The 19,354-nt window shown below is 41.4% G+C and carries 15 protein-coding genes; 8 read left to right on the forward strand and 7 right to left on the reverse strand.

Going from position 1 to position 19,354, the window contains the following annotated elements; all coding sequences use genetic code 11:
• Positions 1-48: 48 nt before the first annotated feature.
• Together AAG807_RS10910 and secA are read right to left on the reverse strand one after the other, a co-directional pair.
• Positions 49-1,041, reverse strand: a complete 993-nt coding sequence (locus tag AAG807_RS10910) for an IS110 family transposase (RefSeq protein WP_341903581.1) — start codon at positions 1,039-1,041, stop codon at positions 49-51.
• Positions 1,042-1,346: 305 nt separating this feature from the next.
• Entirely contained in the window at positions 1,347-4,697 is a 3,351-nt protein-coding gene (gene secA / locus AAG807_RS10915; RefSeq protein ID WP_341903583.1) for a preprotein translocase subunit SecA, read from the reverse strand.
• 201 nt (positions 4,698-4,898) lie between these two features.
• Here secA and guaA point away from each other — a divergent pair, with 201 nt between their 5' ends.
• From guaA to AAG807_RS10935, 4 genes are all read left to right on the forward strand, one after another.
• Positions 4,899-6,431, forward strand: a complete 1,533-nt coding sequence (gene guaA / locus AAG807_RS10920; RefSeq protein WP_341903587.1) for a glutamine-hydrolyzing GMP synthase — start codon at positions 4,899-4,901, stop codon at positions 6,429-6,431.
• Positions 6,432-6,473: 42 nt separating this feature from the next.
• Positions 6,474-8,267, forward strand: coding sequence for a LysM peptidoglycan-binding domain-containing protein (locus AAG807_RS10925; RefSeq protein ID WP_341903589.1), 1,794 nt, complete (start codon positions 6,474-6,476; stop codon positions 8,265-8,267).
• Positions 8,260-9,150: an oxygen-dependent coproporphyrinogen oxidase gene (hemF, locus tag AAG807_RS10930; RefSeq protein WP_341903592.1), complete on the forward strand. Its 891-nt coding sequence runs from the start codon at positions 8,260-8,262 to the stop codon at positions 9,148-9,150. Before AAG807_RS10925 ends, hemF begins: the two co-directional genes overlap by 8 nt.
• Positions 9,151-9,357: 207 nt before the next feature.
• Complete coding sequence (locus tag AAG807_RS10935) at positions 9,358-12,216, forward strand: PKD domain-containing protein (RefSeq protein WP_341903595.1); 2,859 nt, start codon at positions 9,358-9,360, stop codon at positions 12,214-12,216.
• Between the two features lie 75 nt (positions 12,217-12,291).
• Here AAG807_RS10935 and AAG807_RS10940 read toward each other — a convergent pair whose 3' ends face one another.
• The gene (locus AAG807_RS10940; RefSeq protein ID WP_341903597.1) at positions 12,292-13,467 is read right to left on the reverse strand and encodes a proline dehydrogenase family protein; all 1,176 of its coding nucleotides are present in this window, start codon (positions 13,465-13,467) and stop codon (positions 12,292-12,294) included.
• A 79-nt stretch (positions 13,468-13,546) separates the two neighbouring features.
• On the opposite strand from AAG807_RS10940, the gene aroB reads away from it, so the two are divergent.
• Positions 13,547-14,632 (forward strand): 3-dehydroquinate synthase, encoded by a 1,086-nt coding sequence (gene aroB, locus AAG807_RS10945; protein WP_341903599.1) that lies wholly within the window; start codon positions 13,547-13,549, stop codon positions 14,630-14,632.
• A gap of 83 nt (positions 14,633-14,715) precedes the next feature.
• On the opposite strand, the gene AAG807_RS10950 is transcribed toward aroB, so the two are convergent.
• Positions 14,716-15,057, reverse strand: a complete 342-nt coding sequence (locus AAG807_RS10950; protein WP_341903602.1) for a MerR family transcriptional regulator — start codon at positions 15,055-15,057, stop codon at positions 14,716-14,718.
• Between the two features lie 83 nt (positions 15,058-15,140).
• Between AAG807_RS10950 and AAG807_RS10955 the strand changes: the two genes are divergently transcribed.
• Positions 15,141-15,710, forward strand: coding sequence for a C40 family peptidase (locus AAG807_RS10955; protein ID WP_341903605.1), 570 nt, complete (start codon positions 15,141-15,143; stop codon positions 15,708-15,710).
• Here the strand turns inward: AAG807_RS10955 and AAG807_RS10960 are convergent.
• A complete protein-coding gene (locus AAG807_RS10960) occupies positions 15,707-16,867 on the reverse strand; it encodes an MFS transporter (protein WP_341903607.1) in 1,161 nt (386 codons plus the stop codon). The two genes, AAG807_RS10955 and AAG807_RS10960, sit on opposite strands and share 4 nt — an antisense overlap.
• An 84-nt stretch (positions 16,868-16,951) precedes the next feature.
• Between AAG807_RS10960 and msrA the strand changes: the two genes are divergently transcribed.
• The gene (gene msrA, locus AAG807_RS10965) at positions 16,952-17,482 is read left to right on the forward strand and encodes a peptide-methionine (S)-S-oxide reductase MsrA (protein WP_341903610.1); all 531 of its coding nucleotides are present in this window, start codon (positions 16,952-16,954) and stop codon (positions 17,480-17,482) included.
• A gap of 50 nt (positions 17,483-17,532) precedes the next feature.
• Here msrA and AAG807_RS10970 read toward each other — a convergent pair whose 3' ends face one another.
• Entirely contained in the window at positions 17,533-17,973 is a 441-nt protein-coding gene (locus AAG807_RS10970) for a hypothetical protein (RefSeq protein WP_341903613.1), read from the reverse strand.
• Positions 17,974-18,095: 122 nt separating this feature from the next.
• Here AAG807_RS10970 and AAG807_RS10975 point away from each other — a divergent pair, with 122 nt between their 5' ends.
• The gene (locus AAG807_RS10975; RefSeq protein ID WP_341903616.1) at positions 18,096-18,821 is read left to right on the forward strand and encodes a leucine-rich repeat domain-containing protein; all 726 of its coding nucleotides are present in this window, start codon (positions 18,096-18,098) and stop codon (positions 18,819-18,821) included.
• Here the strand turns inward: AAG807_RS10975 and AAG807_RS10980 are convergent.
• A complete protein-coding gene (locus AAG807_RS10980; RefSeq protein WP_341903619.1) occupies positions 18,818-19,354 on the reverse strand; it encodes a CPBP family intramembrane glutamic endopeptidase in 537 nt (178 codons plus the stop codon). The two genes, AAG807_RS10975 and AAG807_RS10980, sit on opposite strands and share 4 nt — an antisense overlap.

The raw sequence follows: 19,354 nt of genomic DNA on the forward strand, positions 1-19,354 counted from the left end.
TTTTCCTCGTGATCTTAGTGTATTCTAAGGTTTCGATATATCCAAATATTATCTCATTAAATTGACATACGGTTCCTCTCTTTTCAGCACAGCAAAGATCCGATAGACCATTTTGCAGGCAACAGCGTTGATTACAACCATTCGGTGTTTTCCTTCTTTGATCTTTCGGTTGTAATAATTTTTGAGTTCAAAATCAGATAAAACAGCAGAATTTGCACCATTGAATAATAATGTTTTCATAGTTCTGTTCCTAAGTTCACTGGTCTTGGTCTTTCCCTGTATGCTTGATCCTGAACTGAATGAAAAAGGAGCAAGCCCGGCATAGCAGTTGAACGCTCTTGGGTTCTCAAAAGCTGAGAAGTTGTTTGTGCAAACGATCATGGTTGCAGCAATCATCAACCCAACGCCTTTAACAGATGTAATCTTTTTAAAAGTCTTTGCCAGGCTGTCATCTGCTTCTAATTCTTTTTTGATTGCTTCTTCAATGGCGGTTACTTGTGCTTTCAGATCTGCAATACGCTTTTCAAGATCAGTGACCACGTCCTTCAACTCTACCATTTTACTGGCGATGAGCATACTTTTCCGACTGTTTTGAAGCTGTACACAGGTTTTTAAAAGTAAGGACCGGTGTGTAAGTAGGTACTTTACCCTTAGGATTTGTTTCCCAGGAAGTTTGGAAGCTTTTAGTTTCAGCTTGTGGGTCGCAGCATAAGTTGCTATCCGGACCGCATCCACTTGGTCGCTCTTTCCTCTTGTCATTCCAATGGACCGCTTGATCTCAAGTGCTGGAACTGCTGTATAACTTGCTTCATTTGCCTCCAGAAGGCTTGAAAGAAGAAGCCCATAGTTGCCCGTATGCTCAAAACAGAACCAGATCTGACTTTTAGAAGTGCGCTTTAAGCACTTTTTGATCATTTTCTCAATCCCTTCAACGGTGTTGTCACACTTCCAGGAAACACTAATCTCTAAGGTTGTCTCATCACAAATAGCCACATCTAACCAATCTTTAGAAATGTCTATTCCAACAAAAAATGTTTTCATAAATTTGGGTTTAATGAGTAAAAACTGTTGAACCAAAAAGGGACATAGACTAAAACCTTTAATAAGCCCTCAAACGCTTAAGATTCTAATTGGTCAAAAGTCCCGGAGAAAGTGAGGTCTAATACACAAAATAGATTTTTTCTATGACTTCGTTTAGTTCACCTGACTTTCTCTGGTTCTTCAGTAAGTTATCAGTTTTTATTCTTTTAAACCTAAAGGCTCTTCGTGGTTCAATTTACCACTGTGTTGATCTTCCAATCTTTGGATGTAATAAAAAAGGCGACTCTTTCGAACCGCCTTATCTCTTATTTTCCGTGACATTGTTTGTATTTCTTTCCGCTTCCGCAAGGACAAGGATCGTTTCGACCTATTTTAGGTTCTGTTGAAACGATCGGTTGTTGTTTCTCACGCTGTGGTGCTGAATTGCGCATGGCTTCATCGTATCCTTCGCTTCCGCTGAAACGAGGCATTTCCGTGCTTGATGAAGTGGATTCGATTTGCGCCTTTTCATAATTATTTTGAGCGACTTCCTTGTTGGTAGTCTGAATGTCATCCAATTGATCTCTCGGAACATCCGCTTTCACTAAGAATTCTACCGTTTCATTGCTCAAACGTGCATTCATTGCCTTGAACAATTCAAACGACTCCAATTTGTAGATCAGCAACGGATCTTTTTGTTCGTAAACGGCTTGCTGAACCGAAGTACGCAAATCATCCATCTCACGTAAATGCTCTTTCCACTCATTGTCAATCATTCCTAATACGATGTTTCGTTCCAATGCACTTGGAACAGAAGCTCCGTTTGATTCATAAGCTTCTTTCAAGCTCACAACCAAAGGCATTGTTTTCACACCATCTGTAATGATGAATTGAATGTTTTGATATTGAGACATATTTTCGAAAACATGCTTGATCTGCGGCATGGAGATTTCAGCCAAACGTGCATTTTTAGCATTGTAATAATCCATTACGCCGTCATACAGGTCGTTTACCAGATCATCGTATTTTGCAGATTTGAATTGTTCTTCAGATACAGGAGAATCAATTCCGATAATGCGGATCATGTCCACATTGAAGTCTTCGTAAGAACCTCCCTGATGTTTGGTCACCAATCCTTCGATCACGTCGTAGAACATGTTTGAAACATCGACTCCCAGACGATCACCGAATAATGCATTGTGACGTTTTTTGTAGATTGCTTTACGTTGAGCATTCATGACGTCATCGTATTCCAATAGTCGCTTACGAACACCGAAGTTGTTTTCTTCCACTTTCTTCTGAGCACGCTCGATCGATTTGGAAACCATTCCGTGTTGAATCACTTCCCCTTCTTTCAAACCTAGACGGTCCATGATCTTCGCAATACGTTCCGATCCGAATTTACGCATCAAATCGTCTTCCAATGAAACGAAGAAGCTAGATGTCCCAGGATCTCCCTGACGACCGGCACGACCACGCAACTGTCTGTCCACACGACGTGAATCGTGTCTTTCAGTACCAATGATCGCTAAACCTCCGGCTTCCTTAACACCTTCACCTAATTTGATATCGGTACCACGACCAGCCATGTTCGTTGCAATCGTCACAGCTCCTGCTTTACCCGCATTTGCTACAATTTCCGCTTCTTTCTGGTGGTATTTCGCATTCAATACCTGATGAGGAATGTTCCGCATTTTCAACATGCGACTCAATAACTCGGAAATTTCAACGGTTGTTGTACCAACCAATACAGGTCTTCCGGCCTCAACCAATTTGTTTACTTCATCAATAACCGCAGCATATTTTTCACGTGCAGTTTTGAAAACCATATCGTTATCATCCTTACGGGTAATCGGACGATTGGTAGGAACTACTACCACATCCAATTTGTAAATGTCCCAGAATTCTTTTGCTTCCGTTTCAGCAGTACCCGTCATACCAGCCAATTTGTGGTACATACGGAAGTAATTTTGAAGGGTAACGGTTGCGTATGTCTGTGTAGCAGCTTCAACTGTTACATTTTCTTTAGCTTCAATCGCCTGGTGCAATCCGTCAGAATAACGACGACCTTCCATGATACGACCTGTTTGCTCATCAACGATCTTGATCTTGTTTTCCATGATCACATATTCCACTTCTTTTTCGAAAAGGGTATATGCTTTCAATAATTGGGAAACAGAGTGAATACGTTCTGATTTAACGGTATAATCACGGATCAACACTTCTTTTTTACTTGCAAAATCTTCCTTCTCCAGGTTTTGTTTTTGCAGGCGTGTAATTTCCGTTGAAATATCCGGCATGACGAAGAAGTTACGATCTTCATTTCCTGAAATCAGGTCAATTCCTTTTTCAGTTAATTCAACCGTGTTTTGTTTCTCATCAATCACAAAGAATAACTCTACGTCAATCTTCTTCATTTGCTTTCCTTGTTCCGCCATGAATTGGTTCTCCACTTTCTGCAAGTGAGATTTGATCCCCGGTTCGGACAAGAATTTATGTAAAGCTTTGTTTTTCGGCAAACCTCTGTGAGCACGTAATAAGGCAATTCCACCTTGCTCCAATGCTGTTTTCTGATCTAATCCTTCAACAGTTCCTCCGTTAATGACAGTCAGCAATTTTTTGGCATCAGCCAAAGCCTGGTTTACGTATTTACGTTGCTCTTCGACGATCAACTCTACACGCGGTTTCAATTCATGGAATTCGTGTTGGTCTCCTTTTGGTGTTGGACCTGAAATGATCAAAGGCGTACGCGCATCATCAATTAAAACTGAATCGACCTCATCGACAATAGCGAAGTGGTGTTTGCGTTGAACCAGATCTTCCACGGCACTAGCCATGTTATCACGTAAGTAATCAAAACCGAATTCGTTGTTCGTTCCGAATGTAATATCCGCCATGTAAGCAGCTCTGCGTGATTCCGAGTTCGGTTGGTGCTTATCAATACAATCCACTGTCAAACCGTGGAATTGATATAAAGGTCCCATCCATTCCGAGTCACGTTTTGCCAGGTAGTCATTCACCGTTACTACGTGAACCCCTTTACCTGAAATTGCATTCAAGTAAACAGGAAGTGTTGCAACCAAGGTTTTACCTTCACCTGTCTGCATCTCAGCGATATTTCCTCTGTGCAATACAGCTCCACCCATCAACTGAACATCGTAATGAACCATTACCCATTCAACTGCGGCACCTGCAGCTGTCCACTTGTTGCTCCAAACAGCTTTGTCACCTTCAATGGTGATCCCGTCTTTCTTTGTAGCAAGTTCTTTATCCAATTCAGTTGCAGTAACTGTAAGCTGACCATTCGTTGCCCAGCGTTTTGCAGTTTCCTTTACTACGGCAAACGCTTCCGGCAGGATTTCTTCCAACACCTTTTCAATGATGACATTGACTTCTTTTTCCTTTGCATCGATGCTTTCGTAGATCGCCTCTTTTTGATGCAAAGGCATATTGATATCATTTGCTTTTGAGGTTAAGTCAGCAATTTCTGCTTCTAAACCTGAAATAGCATCTTGAACCCGTTGTTTAAACTTAGCTGTTCTACCACGTAATGCGTCGTCAGAATCGGTTTGTACACTAGCGTATATGTCATTAACTTGTTGAATGACAGGTTGATATTTTTTCTGGTCAGTAGCTGACTTATCGCCTAAAATTTTCTTTAAAATTCCTCCTAACATGGTGTTTATTATAAATCGAAGCCAAAAATAATGAAATTCCCGACGCTTCTTTGATTAATGCATGCTCTCTGTCATAAATTATTCCAAAAGTTGTTAAACTGACAGATTGTCCTGATTGGTGTTCAGTTGTCAGTTAGTTTGTTGGAAACAAATTCAAACTGTCGGTATTCCATGTCGCGAATATGCCTTATCTTTGCAGGCATGCAAGAAATGATCCTTATCCTTGATTTCGGCTCGCAATACACGCAGCTGATTGCGCGCCGAGTACGTGAATTGAATGTATATTGTGAAATCCATCCATGGAATAAAGTTCCTGATTTGGGAACACATATAAAAGGTGTGATTTTATCGGGAAGTCCTTTTTCAACAAGAGACCCTGAATCTCCAAAACCGGATTTAAGTACAATTAAAGGAAAGTTTCCTTTGCTTGGTGTTTGTTTCGGAGCTCAATATATGGCTCAACAATTCGGTGGGGAAGTACTTCCGTCAACTATCCGGGAATACGGTCGTGCAAATCTCTCTTTTGTAGATAATTCAAATGAATTGGTAACAGGAATGTCCATGGGTTCCCAGGTTTGGATGAGTCATGGTGATACCATCAAGCATGTTCCTGATTCGTATCAGATTATTGCTTCTACAAAAGATGTGGCGGTTGCAGGTTATGCCATCAAAGGGGAAGCAACTTACGGGATTCAATTTCACCCGGAAGTTTACCATTCTTTGGAAGGTGCCATCTTATTAAAGAATTTTATTGTTGGAATTTGCGGATGTTCCCAAAATTGGACTCCGGATTCTTTCGTAGATACGACCGTTGCTGAATTAAAAGCAAAACTTGGAAACGATAAAGTGATCCTTGGTCTTTCCGGAGGAGTGGATTCTTCTGTTGCGGCTATGATTTTGCATCGTGCCATCGGGGCGAACCTACACTGTATTTTTGTGGATAACGGATTGTTGCGCAAAAATGAGTTTGAGTCCGTTTTGGAAAGCTATAAAGGATTGGGATTGAATGTCAAAGGAGTCGATGCTACGGCAGATTTCTATCAAGCACTTTCCGGAGTTACCGATCCTGAATTAAAGCGCAAAGCAATCGGAAAAGTATTCGTAGATGTGTTTGATTCCGAATCGAAATTGGTGACAGATGCCAAATGGTTGGGACAAGGAACAATTTATCCGGACGTCATTGAGTCGGTTTCTGTCAATGGCGGACCTTCCCAAACGATTAAATCGCATCACAATGTGGGTGGTTTACCTGATTACATGAAATTACAAGTGGTTGAGCCTTTGAGATTGTTATTCAAGGACGAGGTGAGACGTGTGGGTAGATCATTGGATTTGCCTGAGAATATTCTGAATAGACATCCTTTCCCTGGTCCTGGTCTTGGAATCCGTATTTTGGGTGAAGTGACTTTAGAGAAAGTGCGCATCCTGCAAGAAGTGGATGCCATTTTTATCGACGGATTGAAAGAACATGGTTTGTACAACGATGTATGGCAGGCCGGAGCCATTTTCTTACCGATTCAATCGGTAGGTGTGATGGGGGATGAAAGAACCTACGAGAATGCCGTTGCTTTGAGAGCAGTTAGCTCTACAGATGGTATGACGGCAGACTGGTGTCATTTGCCTTATGAGTTTTTAGCTTTGATTTCCAACAAGATTATTAACCAAGTGAAAGGGATTAATCGTGTCACTTACGATATCAGTTCCAAACCGCCGGCAACCATCGAATGGGAATAATGCTGGCACAACTCTTGGATTAAAGAACCATATTTTTGAATTATGAAACACTCCATTCATTATAAGCAGTGCTTGCTCATCCTGTGCTTACTCGTTTTTTCCAAGGGAGTATTTGCCCAGGTTGATACGAAAGATTGGGTCTATGAATACTCAAACGGGAAAAAATATGCGGTTCACATTGCACAACCCGGAAATACCTTGTGGGGAATTCATACCACTTATAACGTTCCTGTTGACGATATTGTTGCGGCAAATCCCGGTATTGAAAAGGGAGTAAAAGAAGGTTACCGTTACCTGATTCCACTTGGAGGAGCAGATATGAAGGTTGTGAGCGGTACGATTGTACGTGAGCACATCGTTGAAAAGGGAGAAACAGCTTTTTCCATTGCGAAGAAATACAATTGCTCCGTAGATGATTTGTTGAAGTACAATCCCGGAATCGACAAAGGATTGAAAGTAGGACAAGTCTTGAAAGTGATTATTGCACCAACCAATGAAAACATTCCTCCAAAGCAAGCAGACAAACCGACAGTAAGCACTCCGGCTGTTACATTTACAGATACCGTTTTGGTCTATGAAGTAAAACCCAGCGAAACCCTTTATACGATCTCAAAACGTTTCATGGTTCCCGTAAACGATCTACAGAAATTCAATAACTTGAAGTCGACCAATATCAAAGCGGGCGACATCATTCGGGTTCCCTTGAAAAAGGAAAATGTAAAACCTGTTCCGGTGCGTGAAGTTCAACCGAAAGAAGAAATTCGAAAAGTGGATCAGGACCTGATCTTTAAATCCAAATCGAAATACAACATTGCAGTATTGCTCCCTTTCGGATTGAATGATAAATCAGCAAATACAGCCTTAAAGAATTTGGCTACCGAATTCTACATGGGAGTTGAATTGGCAGCTGATTCATTGGAGAAGCTTGGTTTTGATGCAACAATCAAAGTCATCGATATTCCTTTGGATTCCATTGGAATCATGAAAATTCTGAACACTGCTGAAATGAAAGGGATGGATTTGATTTTCGGACCATTGGTTCCTCAAAGTGCCGATATCGTTGGAAGATGGTGCGGACAGCAAAAGATCCGGATGGTTTGTCCTTCTGCCTGCAACAGTTCCTTATTGAAAAACAATCCGTACATCTATGCTTCCGTAACAACGGATATGACCCAGCAGGAGATCTTAGCGAAATACACGATTGATAAATACAAGACAGCACAGATCATATTGATCAATCCGGGAAACTCGAAAGATCAGGAATTGTTCGATGCCTATAGAAAACGATTCATTGAACTTTCCAAGAAGAATGGGAACGTGAAGTTGATTGAGGCAAAATTGTCTGATTTCACGACTTTTATCAGAAAGAGCGGAGAATCTGTGGTGGTTTTCCCATCAAGAGACAAAGGAAGTGTCCTGAGCTTTATCAATGCCTTGCACAAAGCGGTCGGTAAATCATCGAATGCAGATGTAACGGTGTTCGGATTGAAGGAGTGGGGTGGATTTGATGATATTGCCGGATACTACAAGACAAGATATAAGATTACTTGGGCTTCTTCCAGTGATTTGAATTACTCCTTGCCCGAAACACAGACCTTACTTCGTTTGTATCGCTCAAAATACCGTGCGGATATGAATAAGGCAGGCGCACATGGATTTGATGTGGTTTACTACTTCACGAAAACGTTATTGATGAAAGAAGACGTATCCAATGAAGTGATCAATGCCTTTGACCTGAAATCGGTTGAAACAGGTGGCGGATATGAGAATCAATCGTGTTTCATCCTGAAACATGAGGATTATGAATTAATTCGAGTAGGTGTTTTCTATGAATAAGGAAACGATTGGACAGGAATTTCGGGCATTGCAGTTGTTTATCTGCAATGAATTGGAACGGATTGATGGTACCGGGAAGTTTTTGGAAGATGCCTGGGACCGGACTGAAGGTGGTGGTGGAAAAACGAGAACGATCCGCAACGGTTCATTAATCGAGAAAGGTGGAGTTGCTTTTTCGGAAGTTTACGGACCAGTTTCGGAAGAGATGAAAACCCAATTGAAGTTGGATGGAAATCACTTCTATGCAACCGGAGTTTCCATTGTGTTGCATCCCAATAATCCACATGTTCCGATTATTCATATGAACGTGCGCTATTTCGAATTGGATAATGGCATTCATTGGTTTGGAGGAGGAATTGACCTCACGCCGCATTATGTGATTCATGAACAGGCAATCGCTTTTCACCACAAATTAAGAGCGGTTTGTAATAAGTACGACGAATCGTTTTATCCCAAATTCAAGGAATGGGCGGATGACTATTTTTATTTGCCACATCGATCAGAAACTCGCGGTATCGGTGGGATTTTCTTTGATCATCTGAATAATCACTTCCAACTGAACAAGGAACAAATCTTCCGTTTTTGTGTTGATTTAGGAGAAAGTTTCCCGTTTTTGTATGAAGAACAAGCGGATTTAGGTCGGAACAAACCCTTTTCGGAAGCAGAACAGCAATGGATGAATTACCGCCGTGGACGATATGCGGAATTCAATCTGGCATTTGACAGAGGAACCAAATTCGGATTGTACTCAGGAGGAAGAACGGAATCGATTCTGATGAGTATGCCGCCAATTGCAGAATGGGAATACAACTACCAACCCAAGGTAGATTCTTTGGAAGCACAAACCTTGAATTATTTAAAGCAGAAACACAGTTATATTTAATTGAAAATGAATGAGTAGGGGTGAAAAATTTTTCTCCCCTACTCATTCCGAATAATTGTTCCAAAATTCAAGAATTCCATCATTCTTTGTAAATTTCTTTAAGAATCCTTCAATACCTGTTATTTTTAACAAAACAAACTTCATTTGTAGGCAACTATCGGGTCATTCTTCCGTAACTTTGATGTATCAATTTAATAATTGAATTAAATGATTGTGAAGAAGAATTCTTTTAGGCTGATGTTGTTCGGCTTGATGTTTATATCCCATACTGCTTATACTCAAACGCAACCTGCTTGCCCCAATGCCAATTTCTCTCAAGGCGGATTTAATAACTGGCAGGCGTATACAGGTGTATTGATTACTCAATCAATTAATAACCCTCTGAATCCTCCCCCTGTGCCTGCCGTCTGGGATCCTTTCCAGGCAAACGGAGTAGTATCCGGTAGGCATACCATTCTTTCAACTCCGGGATTTGATCCATATACCTGTGGGGGCTTACCTATTTTGCCTCCGGGATCTTTTGTGGTTGCGAAATTGGGGGATAGTAATACGGGATCTCTTGCAGAGGCACTGCGCTATAGCATGCCAGTTACCATTGATAATGCCTTATTAATTTATAAATATGCAGCCGTATTAGAAGCTGCATCAAACCACGATCAATATTCGCAATCCCGTTTAACAATTACTATACGTGATCAGGCTGGGAATCAAATTTCTGGTGCTTGTGGACAATACGATGTATATGCAGGACAAACAGGGCAAAACTTTCAGACATGTAATGATGTTAATTGGCTGCCATGGTCAACAGCGGCACTTGATCTTTCGGCTTTTATAGGTCAAACAATCCAAGTAGAAGTTGTTACCAAGGATTGTGATGGGAGTGCCCATTTTGGCTATGGCTACTTTACAATGAGTTGTCAGCCTTTGAAATTGAGCGTTCAGTATTGTCAAGGATCTAATAATGCAGTTTTAACTGCCCCAACAGGTTTTAGCAGCTATTTATGGAGTAACGGAGCAACTACTCCATCCATTGCTATTCCAAACCCTACCACAGGGACAACCTATTCTTGTATATTAACAACATTGACGAATGCGGGGTCCTGTTCAGTAACTATTGATGCAAATATTCAACCAACCGTTGTTCTTCCGGATTATACCTACACCCAAAACTGTGGGCAATTGAATGTGCAGTTTACGAATACCTCCACAGTAAATAATAATGCTATTATTGCCAATTTGTGGAATTTTGGTGATAATACCACATCTACCCAGTCAAGTCCAAATCATACGTATGCTGCGCCAGGTGTTTATAATGTGCGATTGGTATCTTATGAAACAACGGGTTGTAGAGATACGATGATCAAACAAGTGACGGTCAAATCGATTCCTACTGCAGATTTCACGGTTCCTAGTACCTGTGTTCTTGCTCCTGTAACGGTCAGCAATACCTCAACAGACCTGATTAACCAAACCATGACTTATTCGTGGGATTTTGGTGATGGAACGCCTTTGGAAACAGCAGCCAATCCGACACACGTTTATCAAACTGCCGGAACTTTCACAATCACATTGGTAGCAATGAATCAGGATAGCTGTACGCATACCCGCGTAAGAAACATTACGGTAAATCCTTTGCCTCCGGTTGAAGCAGGAGTGGATCAGCAACTTTGTCCTTACACTCCAATGACACTTACTGGTTCGGGAGCTGTTTCCTATACCTGGAACAATGGTGCTGTAAATGGCACACCATTTATTCCTACAGTTGATGGGAAGTACATCGTAACCGGAACGGATGCGAACGGTTGTGTGAATAAGGATTCACTCATGGTGACATTCTTACCGGCACCAATTGTTTCTGCTGGTGCAGACGTGACGGTTTGTGAGAATACTTCGGTTACATTCACAGGAACAGGAGCAGCTACAACTTATACCTGGGATAACGGAATTACAGACGGGCAGGCTTACGTTCCAGCTGTTGGTACTTATACGATTGTCATGCATGGATATGATGCTTCCAATTGTTTCGGTTTGGATACGGTTATTTTAACGGTGAACCCATTACCCATTGTAAATGCAGGTTCGGATCAGATCATTTGTACCGGAGCGTCTGCTACTTTGGCTGGTTCGGGTGCAAGTACCTATGTCTGGGACAATGGAGTTACGGATAATGTTCCTTTTTCTCCGACAAGTACCTTGACTTATACGGTTACGGGAACCTCTGCCGCAGGTTGTGTGAATACAGATCAGGTAATGGTTTCCATTGAAACACCGATTACCATTCAGATAGCAACAACTTCAGAACCGGCTTGTGAACCTCATACGGCGCTATTGCTCAATAATTCAACCGGAACACCAAGTGTGAATACCCAATGGATTTTCGGAGATGGAAACACCTTGTCCAGTTTGAATGATACGGTGACAAATGTATACGAAAACCAAGGTTGTTACGATGTAACGGTTACTTCCACGACTGCATTGGGTTGTGTGTGGTCGCAAAGTTATCCAAGCTTCATTTGTGTTTATCCGAATCCGGTTGCAAATTTCACCGCAAATCCGGGAGTCATTTCCGTGATTTCTCCGGAATCTAATTTGGTGAACCTATCTACAGGTGCAGTGCAGTATATCTGGGACTTTGGTGATGGAACGGAAGTTTCCAATGATTTCAGTCCTACCCACACCTTTGTAGTGGAGCCGGAACAGAATTTCCAGGTGACATTGGTTGCAATTACGGAACATGGTTGTGTAGATTCCATTACTAAGATCATTTTAATGGAAAAAGGTGTAATTTTGTACGCGCCCAATTCATTCACGCCGGATGGGAATCAGTTCAATCCTGTTTTCTTGCCGATAGTGACGTCGGGAGTGGATAAGAATCAATACAAATTGGAAGTCTTCAACAGATGGGGGGAATTAGTTTTTGAAACTACTAGTACCCTGGAAGGTTGGGACGGTACCTATAAAGGAATTGCTTGTAAAGAAGGAATGTATTCGTGGAAAATCACGTATAAGACTTCATCAAGTGATGAAAAACGGGAGCAACTGGGGCACGTGAATATTTTCCGCTAACTGCTTGCTACCACTTTAACAAATTCGATTATTTGTTATTAATAAAATTCAAACCCAAAAAGAAAGGGAGTCCATTCAGGCTCCCTTTCTTCTTTTTATCTCTTCTTTGATCAGTTTCAATTCTCTTCCCGTTTGTCCTTTTACAGAGGTGTTTTCATCTGCCCGTCTGAACAAATAAGGGATCACTTCTTTCACCGGACCATAAGGAACATATTTTGCCACATTGAATCCTTCTGAAGCCAAGGTGTAAGAAATATGATCACTCATTCCCAATAATTGGGCAAACCAGATACGTTTATTTGCTTTGTCAATCCCTTTTGATTCAATCAGACTTGCCAGGTAAGCAGCAGAGTCTTCGTTATGGGAACCCGCGCACAAGGCCATTTGAGTTAAATTTTCCGGCTTAACCAAGAAATCAAGGGCTTTGTCGTAGTCTGAATCACAACTTGCCTTGTCCGGTTGAATAGGAGAGGGATAATTGTTTTCTGCGGCTCTTTTTCGTTCTTTCTCCATGTAGGCACCACGTACGAGTTTCACTCCATACTGGATATTTTCAGCTTTTGCCCAGTCGATGCTGTTTTTCAAAAACTCCAAGCGGTCATGACGGTACATTTGAACCGTATTGAATATGATTGCCTGCTCCTTGTTGTACTTCAGCATCATTTCATGCGTAATTCGGTCGATCACGTCCTGAATCCAGCTTTCTTCCGCATCGATAAAAACGGGGACGGATGCCTCAAATCCTTCTTTGCAAATGCGGTTTACACGTTCTACCGTTTCATGATATTCTTTCAGATCACTCTCTGAAATGTTTTCAATTCCGGTATTGGTAAGTTCTAATAAACTAAACCTGGAGATTCCCGTGATTTTGAACACTGCGAATGGAATCCCGGGATTCCCTTTTGCCTTATGGATCGTAGCGATGATCTCTTTGGTCGTATGCTCGAAATCTTCCGCACTGGTTTTACCTTCCACCGAATAGTCCAAAATGGTTCCGACATGGTTTTTCCACATCGTGTCTATGGTTGAAGTGCACTCCTCAATGGTTTCACCTCCACAGAATTGCTCGAAGATGGTTGCTTTGATCATTCCTTTTATTGGAAGTCCGACATTCAATCCGAAACGTGCAAGTCCTTTCCCTGTTTTAACCAAAAACGGACTAGCCATGACCGAAAATAAAAAATGTGCTCTTTTCAAATCCTTGTTGGACTTGTGTTTGAACGCAATTTCCGTGTTATTAAAAGATATCATGGGGCAAAATTAATCGCTTTCATGTATTTTTGTTCACCTTTAAACTGAATTTATTTGTTCCATCATTGAAATTAGTGCTTTGAAAAAAATTAAATGTAATTCATATACTGTGGAAGCTGGCAATTTGGAGCTTTCATCTTTCCCGAAATTGCTTGAAGAAACCTACAAGGATGTGCGGAAAGTCATTGTTGTGGATGAGAATACACATGATTTTTGTTTGGAATACTTATTGACCGCTTTTCCGACTTTGGAAGATGCGGAAGTCATTTTATTGCCTACCGGAGAAGAGAACAAGGTAATGGAAGTCTGTTTTCAGGTATTGGAAGCACTTTCGGATTACGGAATTGTACGTTCGGATCTGATCATTACACTTGGTGGTGGAGTTGTTAGTGATATGGGAGGATTTATTGCTTCCATCTATAAAAGAGGTTTGCCTTGTATTCACATTCCAACTTCCTTATTGGGAATGGTAGATGCATCTCTGGGAGGAAAGACAGGAATTGATTTGGGGAATTTTAAAAATCAGATAGGTACTTTTTATGATCCGGTTGCTGTTTTCGTAGATCAACGTTTCCTGGCAACCTTGCCCGAAGAGGAGTGGGTAAGTGGTTTTGCAGAAGTGATGAAGCATGCTTTGATCGCTGACAAGAAGGAATGGGATCGATTGATCGCAAGCAAGCAGGAGGAATTGTTTTCAGAAGAAAATGTCACAAAGCTGCTTGAAAGATCGATTGCAATCAAGGCAAAAGTGGTAAACGAGGATCCCACTGAAAAGGGAATCCGCAAATCGCTGAACTTCGGTCATACGATCGGTCATGCAATTGAAGGGTATTACCTGGATCTGAATCCGATTTCTCACGGAAATTGTGTCGCGCTTGGAATCATTGCAGAATCCTATTTGTCGAATCAGAAAGGAACGCTGGAAACGGAAGAATTGAATGAGATCGTGCAGTTGATGATGGCTCTGTATCCTTGTCCGGAAGACTTGTTGACCGGAGTCGGTATCATGATCGAGTTAATGAAGAATGACAAGAAAAACGATCAGCAGGGAGTAAGAACCTGCTTTTTGGATAAGATCGGGCAATGTTCCTGGAATCATTTGATAGATGAGAATGATATCAAAGCTGCATTGAACTATTTGTATCAGGCGTATTATAAGAATTGATTGCGAACCGTTTCCCCCTTTGAAGGGGGACTAATGGGGATGGTCACCCCTCTTGATCTCCCCTCAAGGGGAGAAAAGAAAAATTATTTCTTAAGTGCCAACAACTGTGATTTGATTTTTTCCAGTTTGTCAATCAATACTTCGTTCTGATTGCCTTCCAAATGTCCCTTTTCACCGGATTTCAAAGCCTTTTTGGCACCATCCAGCGTATATCCCTGTTCTTTTACGAGTTGGTAAATCTTGTTAAAATGCTCGATGTCCTTTACGGTGAATAAGCGATTTCCTTTTTTGTTTTTTTTAGGCTGAATTACCGTGAATTCTTTCTCCCAAAACCTTATGAGAGAAGTGTTTACATCAAATATGGTAGCAACCTCCCCAATGGAGTAATATAATTTGGTTAATACGATATTATCTAATTTGCTCAAGACCAATCATTTTGATTCTGTGAAAATAATGATAATTTTGCACCGTCAGAAATATTATGTCTTTAAAAACTTACATATTTTCGATGGCTGTGCTTCTTGTGAGCAACGTGCTTCAGGCACAAACAGCAACAGGGTCTTTACCTCAAAAGAGTCAGGTGTCTTCTGACACCCTAATGAAGCAGGGGAACTCATCCGCTTTGCAGGCAATCACTTCCAATGATTCGGCTCCTAAAATCAACAAGCAGGTAGAAGATATCATCCAATTCGCAAAGAAATTTTTAGGAACTCCTTATCATTATGCAGGTTCCACCCCGTCAGGTTTTGATTGCAGTGGTTTCATTTACTATGTCATGGGGAACTTCGGGATGCGTTTATCTCGCTCAAGCCCCGGTATTGCCGAATTTGGCAAAACAGTGAAGCTTTCCGAATTGCAACCGGGAGATCTGATGTTTTTTAAAGGAAGAAACACTCGTGCAGCCGGAGTTGGACACGTTGCAATGGTTGTGGAAGTGAAAGCAGGCGTGATCAAGTTCATTCACAGTTCCACTTCCCGTGGTGTGATCATTGACACATTCAATAACAGTGGTTATTACGTTCCCCGTTATTTAAAGGCAAAACGTCTGGATTACGGAGGAATCGCTCCAAAGAACTAGTATTTCGATTTTACGGTCTTCAGATGCCAAAGCAGGTAAACAATGCATAAAAATGCCATTCCTGCTCCAAAAAGGAACACATTCCAAATAGATTCCAGGTTATTTCGATACCAGATATTGGTAACCAATGCTCCACTGAGAATTCCGAATTCCAATGCTATGAACATGGTTCCCGTTCCACGACCTCGTCTGGCTTTTGGTGACAAATCTGCTGTCCAGGCAAAAAGGGTTGGGGAGATGATTCCTGTGGCGATACCAAAAATGATGGAAGCAATGTAATACCAGGTTTCAGTAGTAGCCATTCCGATGAGGATCATGGAAACACACAAGATCACCATTCCCGCTACCAATGTTTGTCTTCTACCGTAAGTATCGGATACTTTTCCGGTCACCAAACGAATGAGGATCGTTGCCATGACATAAAAAATGAAGAAAGCGCCTTTGTTTCCAATGTTCAAGTGGTCTGAAATATCCGGAGAAAGAACCAAAATGATTCCGGAACACATGGCAGACAGGAACATGACAACAGCTACCGGGATAACACTCGGTTCAATAATCTCATCCGATTTGATTTGGAGGTGGTTCCACTGGAATTTCGAAGTTTTAGCAAGTGTTTCTTTGACGTTGAAGTAAAGAATATAGGATAAAGCTGTAAAAAGTGCAGCGGTGAAAAACAAGGCATTCCGGTTTCCGACCTCTACAATAAAACTGGAAAGTCCTTGTCCGACTCCCATTCCGATCGAGATGAAAGTTCCCCAAAGTCCCATTCCGAAGCCGCGTTTGTCTTCAGGCAGAATATCCGTAATCAATGCAGTGGCTCCTGTCGGGTAAAATCCGACGCTGAATCCATGCAAGAAACGCAATCCGAGTAAAAACCAGGCTGAAAAGGCAACCGAATAAAGCGAACAAACCACCACTGAGATCAGCAATCCAATCAACATCACTTTTTTGCGTCCGATAATGTCGGAAAGCTTCCCCGAAAATGGTCTTGTAAAACCTGCTGAAATGGTGAACAAAGCAATGATCAATCCTTTTAGATTGGGAGAACCCAGGTCGGTTAAAAACGCATTCATTTCCGGAATCACAATGTTGTAACTCGTTGTGAAAAGAAGCATGGAAAAGCTTAACTTCCAGAAATTGGATCCGTATGTTTTCAAGATGGGGCAAAAATAGGTAAACTCTTTCGTTGAACGGGCAATCCAGATTTTAAAACTTCACGTATTTTTGATAAAAAAGAACAAATGATAAAAGAAGCCACATTGGGTGCTGGATGTTTTTGGTGCATTGAGGCATGTTATAAGGATATGAAAGGAGTTGTTTCGGTGACTTCCGGTTATGCCGGAGGACATGTGGATAACCCGACATACAAACAGATTTGCGATGGAAATACGGGGCATGCGGAAGTGGCGCGCGTCGTTTATGACGATTCCATCATTTCATTTGATGAATTGTTGGAAGTGTTTTGGTTTGTCCATGATCCGACACAATTGAACAGACAGGGAAATGATATCGGGACACAATACCGTTCGGTCGTTTTTTATCATAATGCGGAACAAAAAGAGAAAGCATTGGCTTACAAAGCGAAACTGACTGCGGAACATGTTTGGGAGAATCCGATTGTAACAGAGATTTCTCCGATTTCCAATTACTTTCCGGCGGAAGATTACCACCAGAATTATTTGGAATTGAATCCGGGGAATGCTTATTGTCAAGCGATTGTGAGACCGAAGTATGAGAAATTCAAAAATATTTTTGCAGATAGATTGAAATAAAAAAGTCGGGGCGAAAAATTTTTCGCCCCGACTTTTTTTTATATTAGATTTTACAATTCATCTTCATCAGCTGGAGGAGGACCAGTAGGTTTCGTTCCCTTTCCACCTTTTGCGTCTTTCTTTTCAGCATGTTTTGCTTGCATTTTCTCACGTTTTTCTTTTTCCCAGGCTTCATATTTTGCGTATTGGTCGCTGGTAAGAACTTCCTTGTACTGCGCATTGCGTGAGTTTTGAGTTTCTTTCAACTGAGCCATTTTTTGCTCCCTGGTCAAAGCCGTATTATCACGAATCGCATCGTTTTTCTGAGCAATTCCTAGGTTGATATCGTGAATTTTAGATGTTTGCGCATCGTCCAAGCCCAATTTTGTCTTCATTTTTTGAGAAGAGTTTGTTGCTCTTTCTTCTGCGGGTTTACGCTCTTTTTTTGCTTGCTGTTGAGCCATTGCTGATCCACCAACTACAAGTGCTAATGCTAAAATAAGTGTCTTCATTCTAAATTATTTTATGATTATTACTGTTAAGACACAAATTGTGCCAATTGGTTTAATTAATCTGTAGTCAGGTTGAAAAATTTTTCACCCTGACAGGTTTATTATTGTATTTTCGGGTTGTCATGCAAAAACTATTTTTCATCCTATTTGTTGTGATTACAGGAACGGCTTGTTCGGTGATCACTTCCACCCGAACAAAAGGAACGGAAGTATTCATGAACCACAAACATCTTTCTGCAGTTCCGTTTGAGCTGTATTACGATTCGACCATTACAAAAATCTCCCTGTTCGGGAATCAGATTACAGATATTGATAGTGAGATTGTCAATCTAACCAATCTGGAGGTGCTTTATTTGGGACGTAATCACATGAAAACATTCCCGAAGGCAATTTGTGGTTTGAAGAACTTAAAAGTGCTTAGCCTGGCTTATAACGATATCGATTCAATTCCTGATTGCATTTGCAGGCTTCAAAACCTGGAACGTCTATTCCTTTCGAATAATAAATTGGTGCATGTTTCGGATTCGTTGGGGAGTTTAAAAAAATTGGAACAATTGGATTTGAACCGGAATTCGATCCAACTGCTTCCTGAAGATCTCGGATATCTGTCCTCCATGCAATTCATGGATCTGGGTTTCAACAATCTGAGTAAACTTCCGGATTCCATGCAATTCATGCGAGGGTTGAGAGAGCTGAATCTGCAATATGCCGGAGCTTTGTTGCGTGTTCCCGAATCGGCTTGCACCTTGCGGATGCTTGAGAAAATCAAGGCAGATCCGTCGATTGTATTCCCGGTGTGCTTTTTATCCCAGCAAACCAACCGCCTGGTGATTTACATCGAGCCTTAGTTCCTTCCCCAGAAATAAAACAATACGAAGTCATAACTTGCATGGGCGGCGATGCAAAACCACAATCCCTGTTCACCTGAAATAGCATAGCTGAGAACCAGGATAAACAAACAAACGAGTAATCCGTATTTGGTCGTATCCAGATCCCGTGGATTGATGTACCCATGAATAGCTACAAAAGCGATGCTTGCCAGAATAGGGTGCAGCCATTGCTGAACTGCAATACGGAACAGGATTTCTTCTCCAAAACCCGCACAAAGTGAGAGGAATACAATATCAACGATATTTAAGCGAAGGGATCTGATCAGTTGATGCTGAACTGAAAAACTCTTCCGTGCAGTTTCGGTGTTGGTGAAGATGAGCATCAAGATTCCGAAAGCGATTCCGTATTCGATTCCAATTCCGGTCCAGACACTGGCAATATGATCCAATTGAAGAAAATCACTTATTTCAGGCATTCCGCAAAGAAGCCAGCCAAGAGGAGCCATCAATAGCGTGGCAAAACCCAATAAGTAAACTTTCCATTTTGACAT

The sequence above is a fragment of the Fluviicola taffensis DSM 16823 genome (assembly GCF_943372375.1).
Classification (GTDB): Bacteria; Bacteroidota; Bacteroidia; order Flavobacteriales_D; family Crocinitomicaceae; genus Fluviicola; species Fluviicola taffensis_A.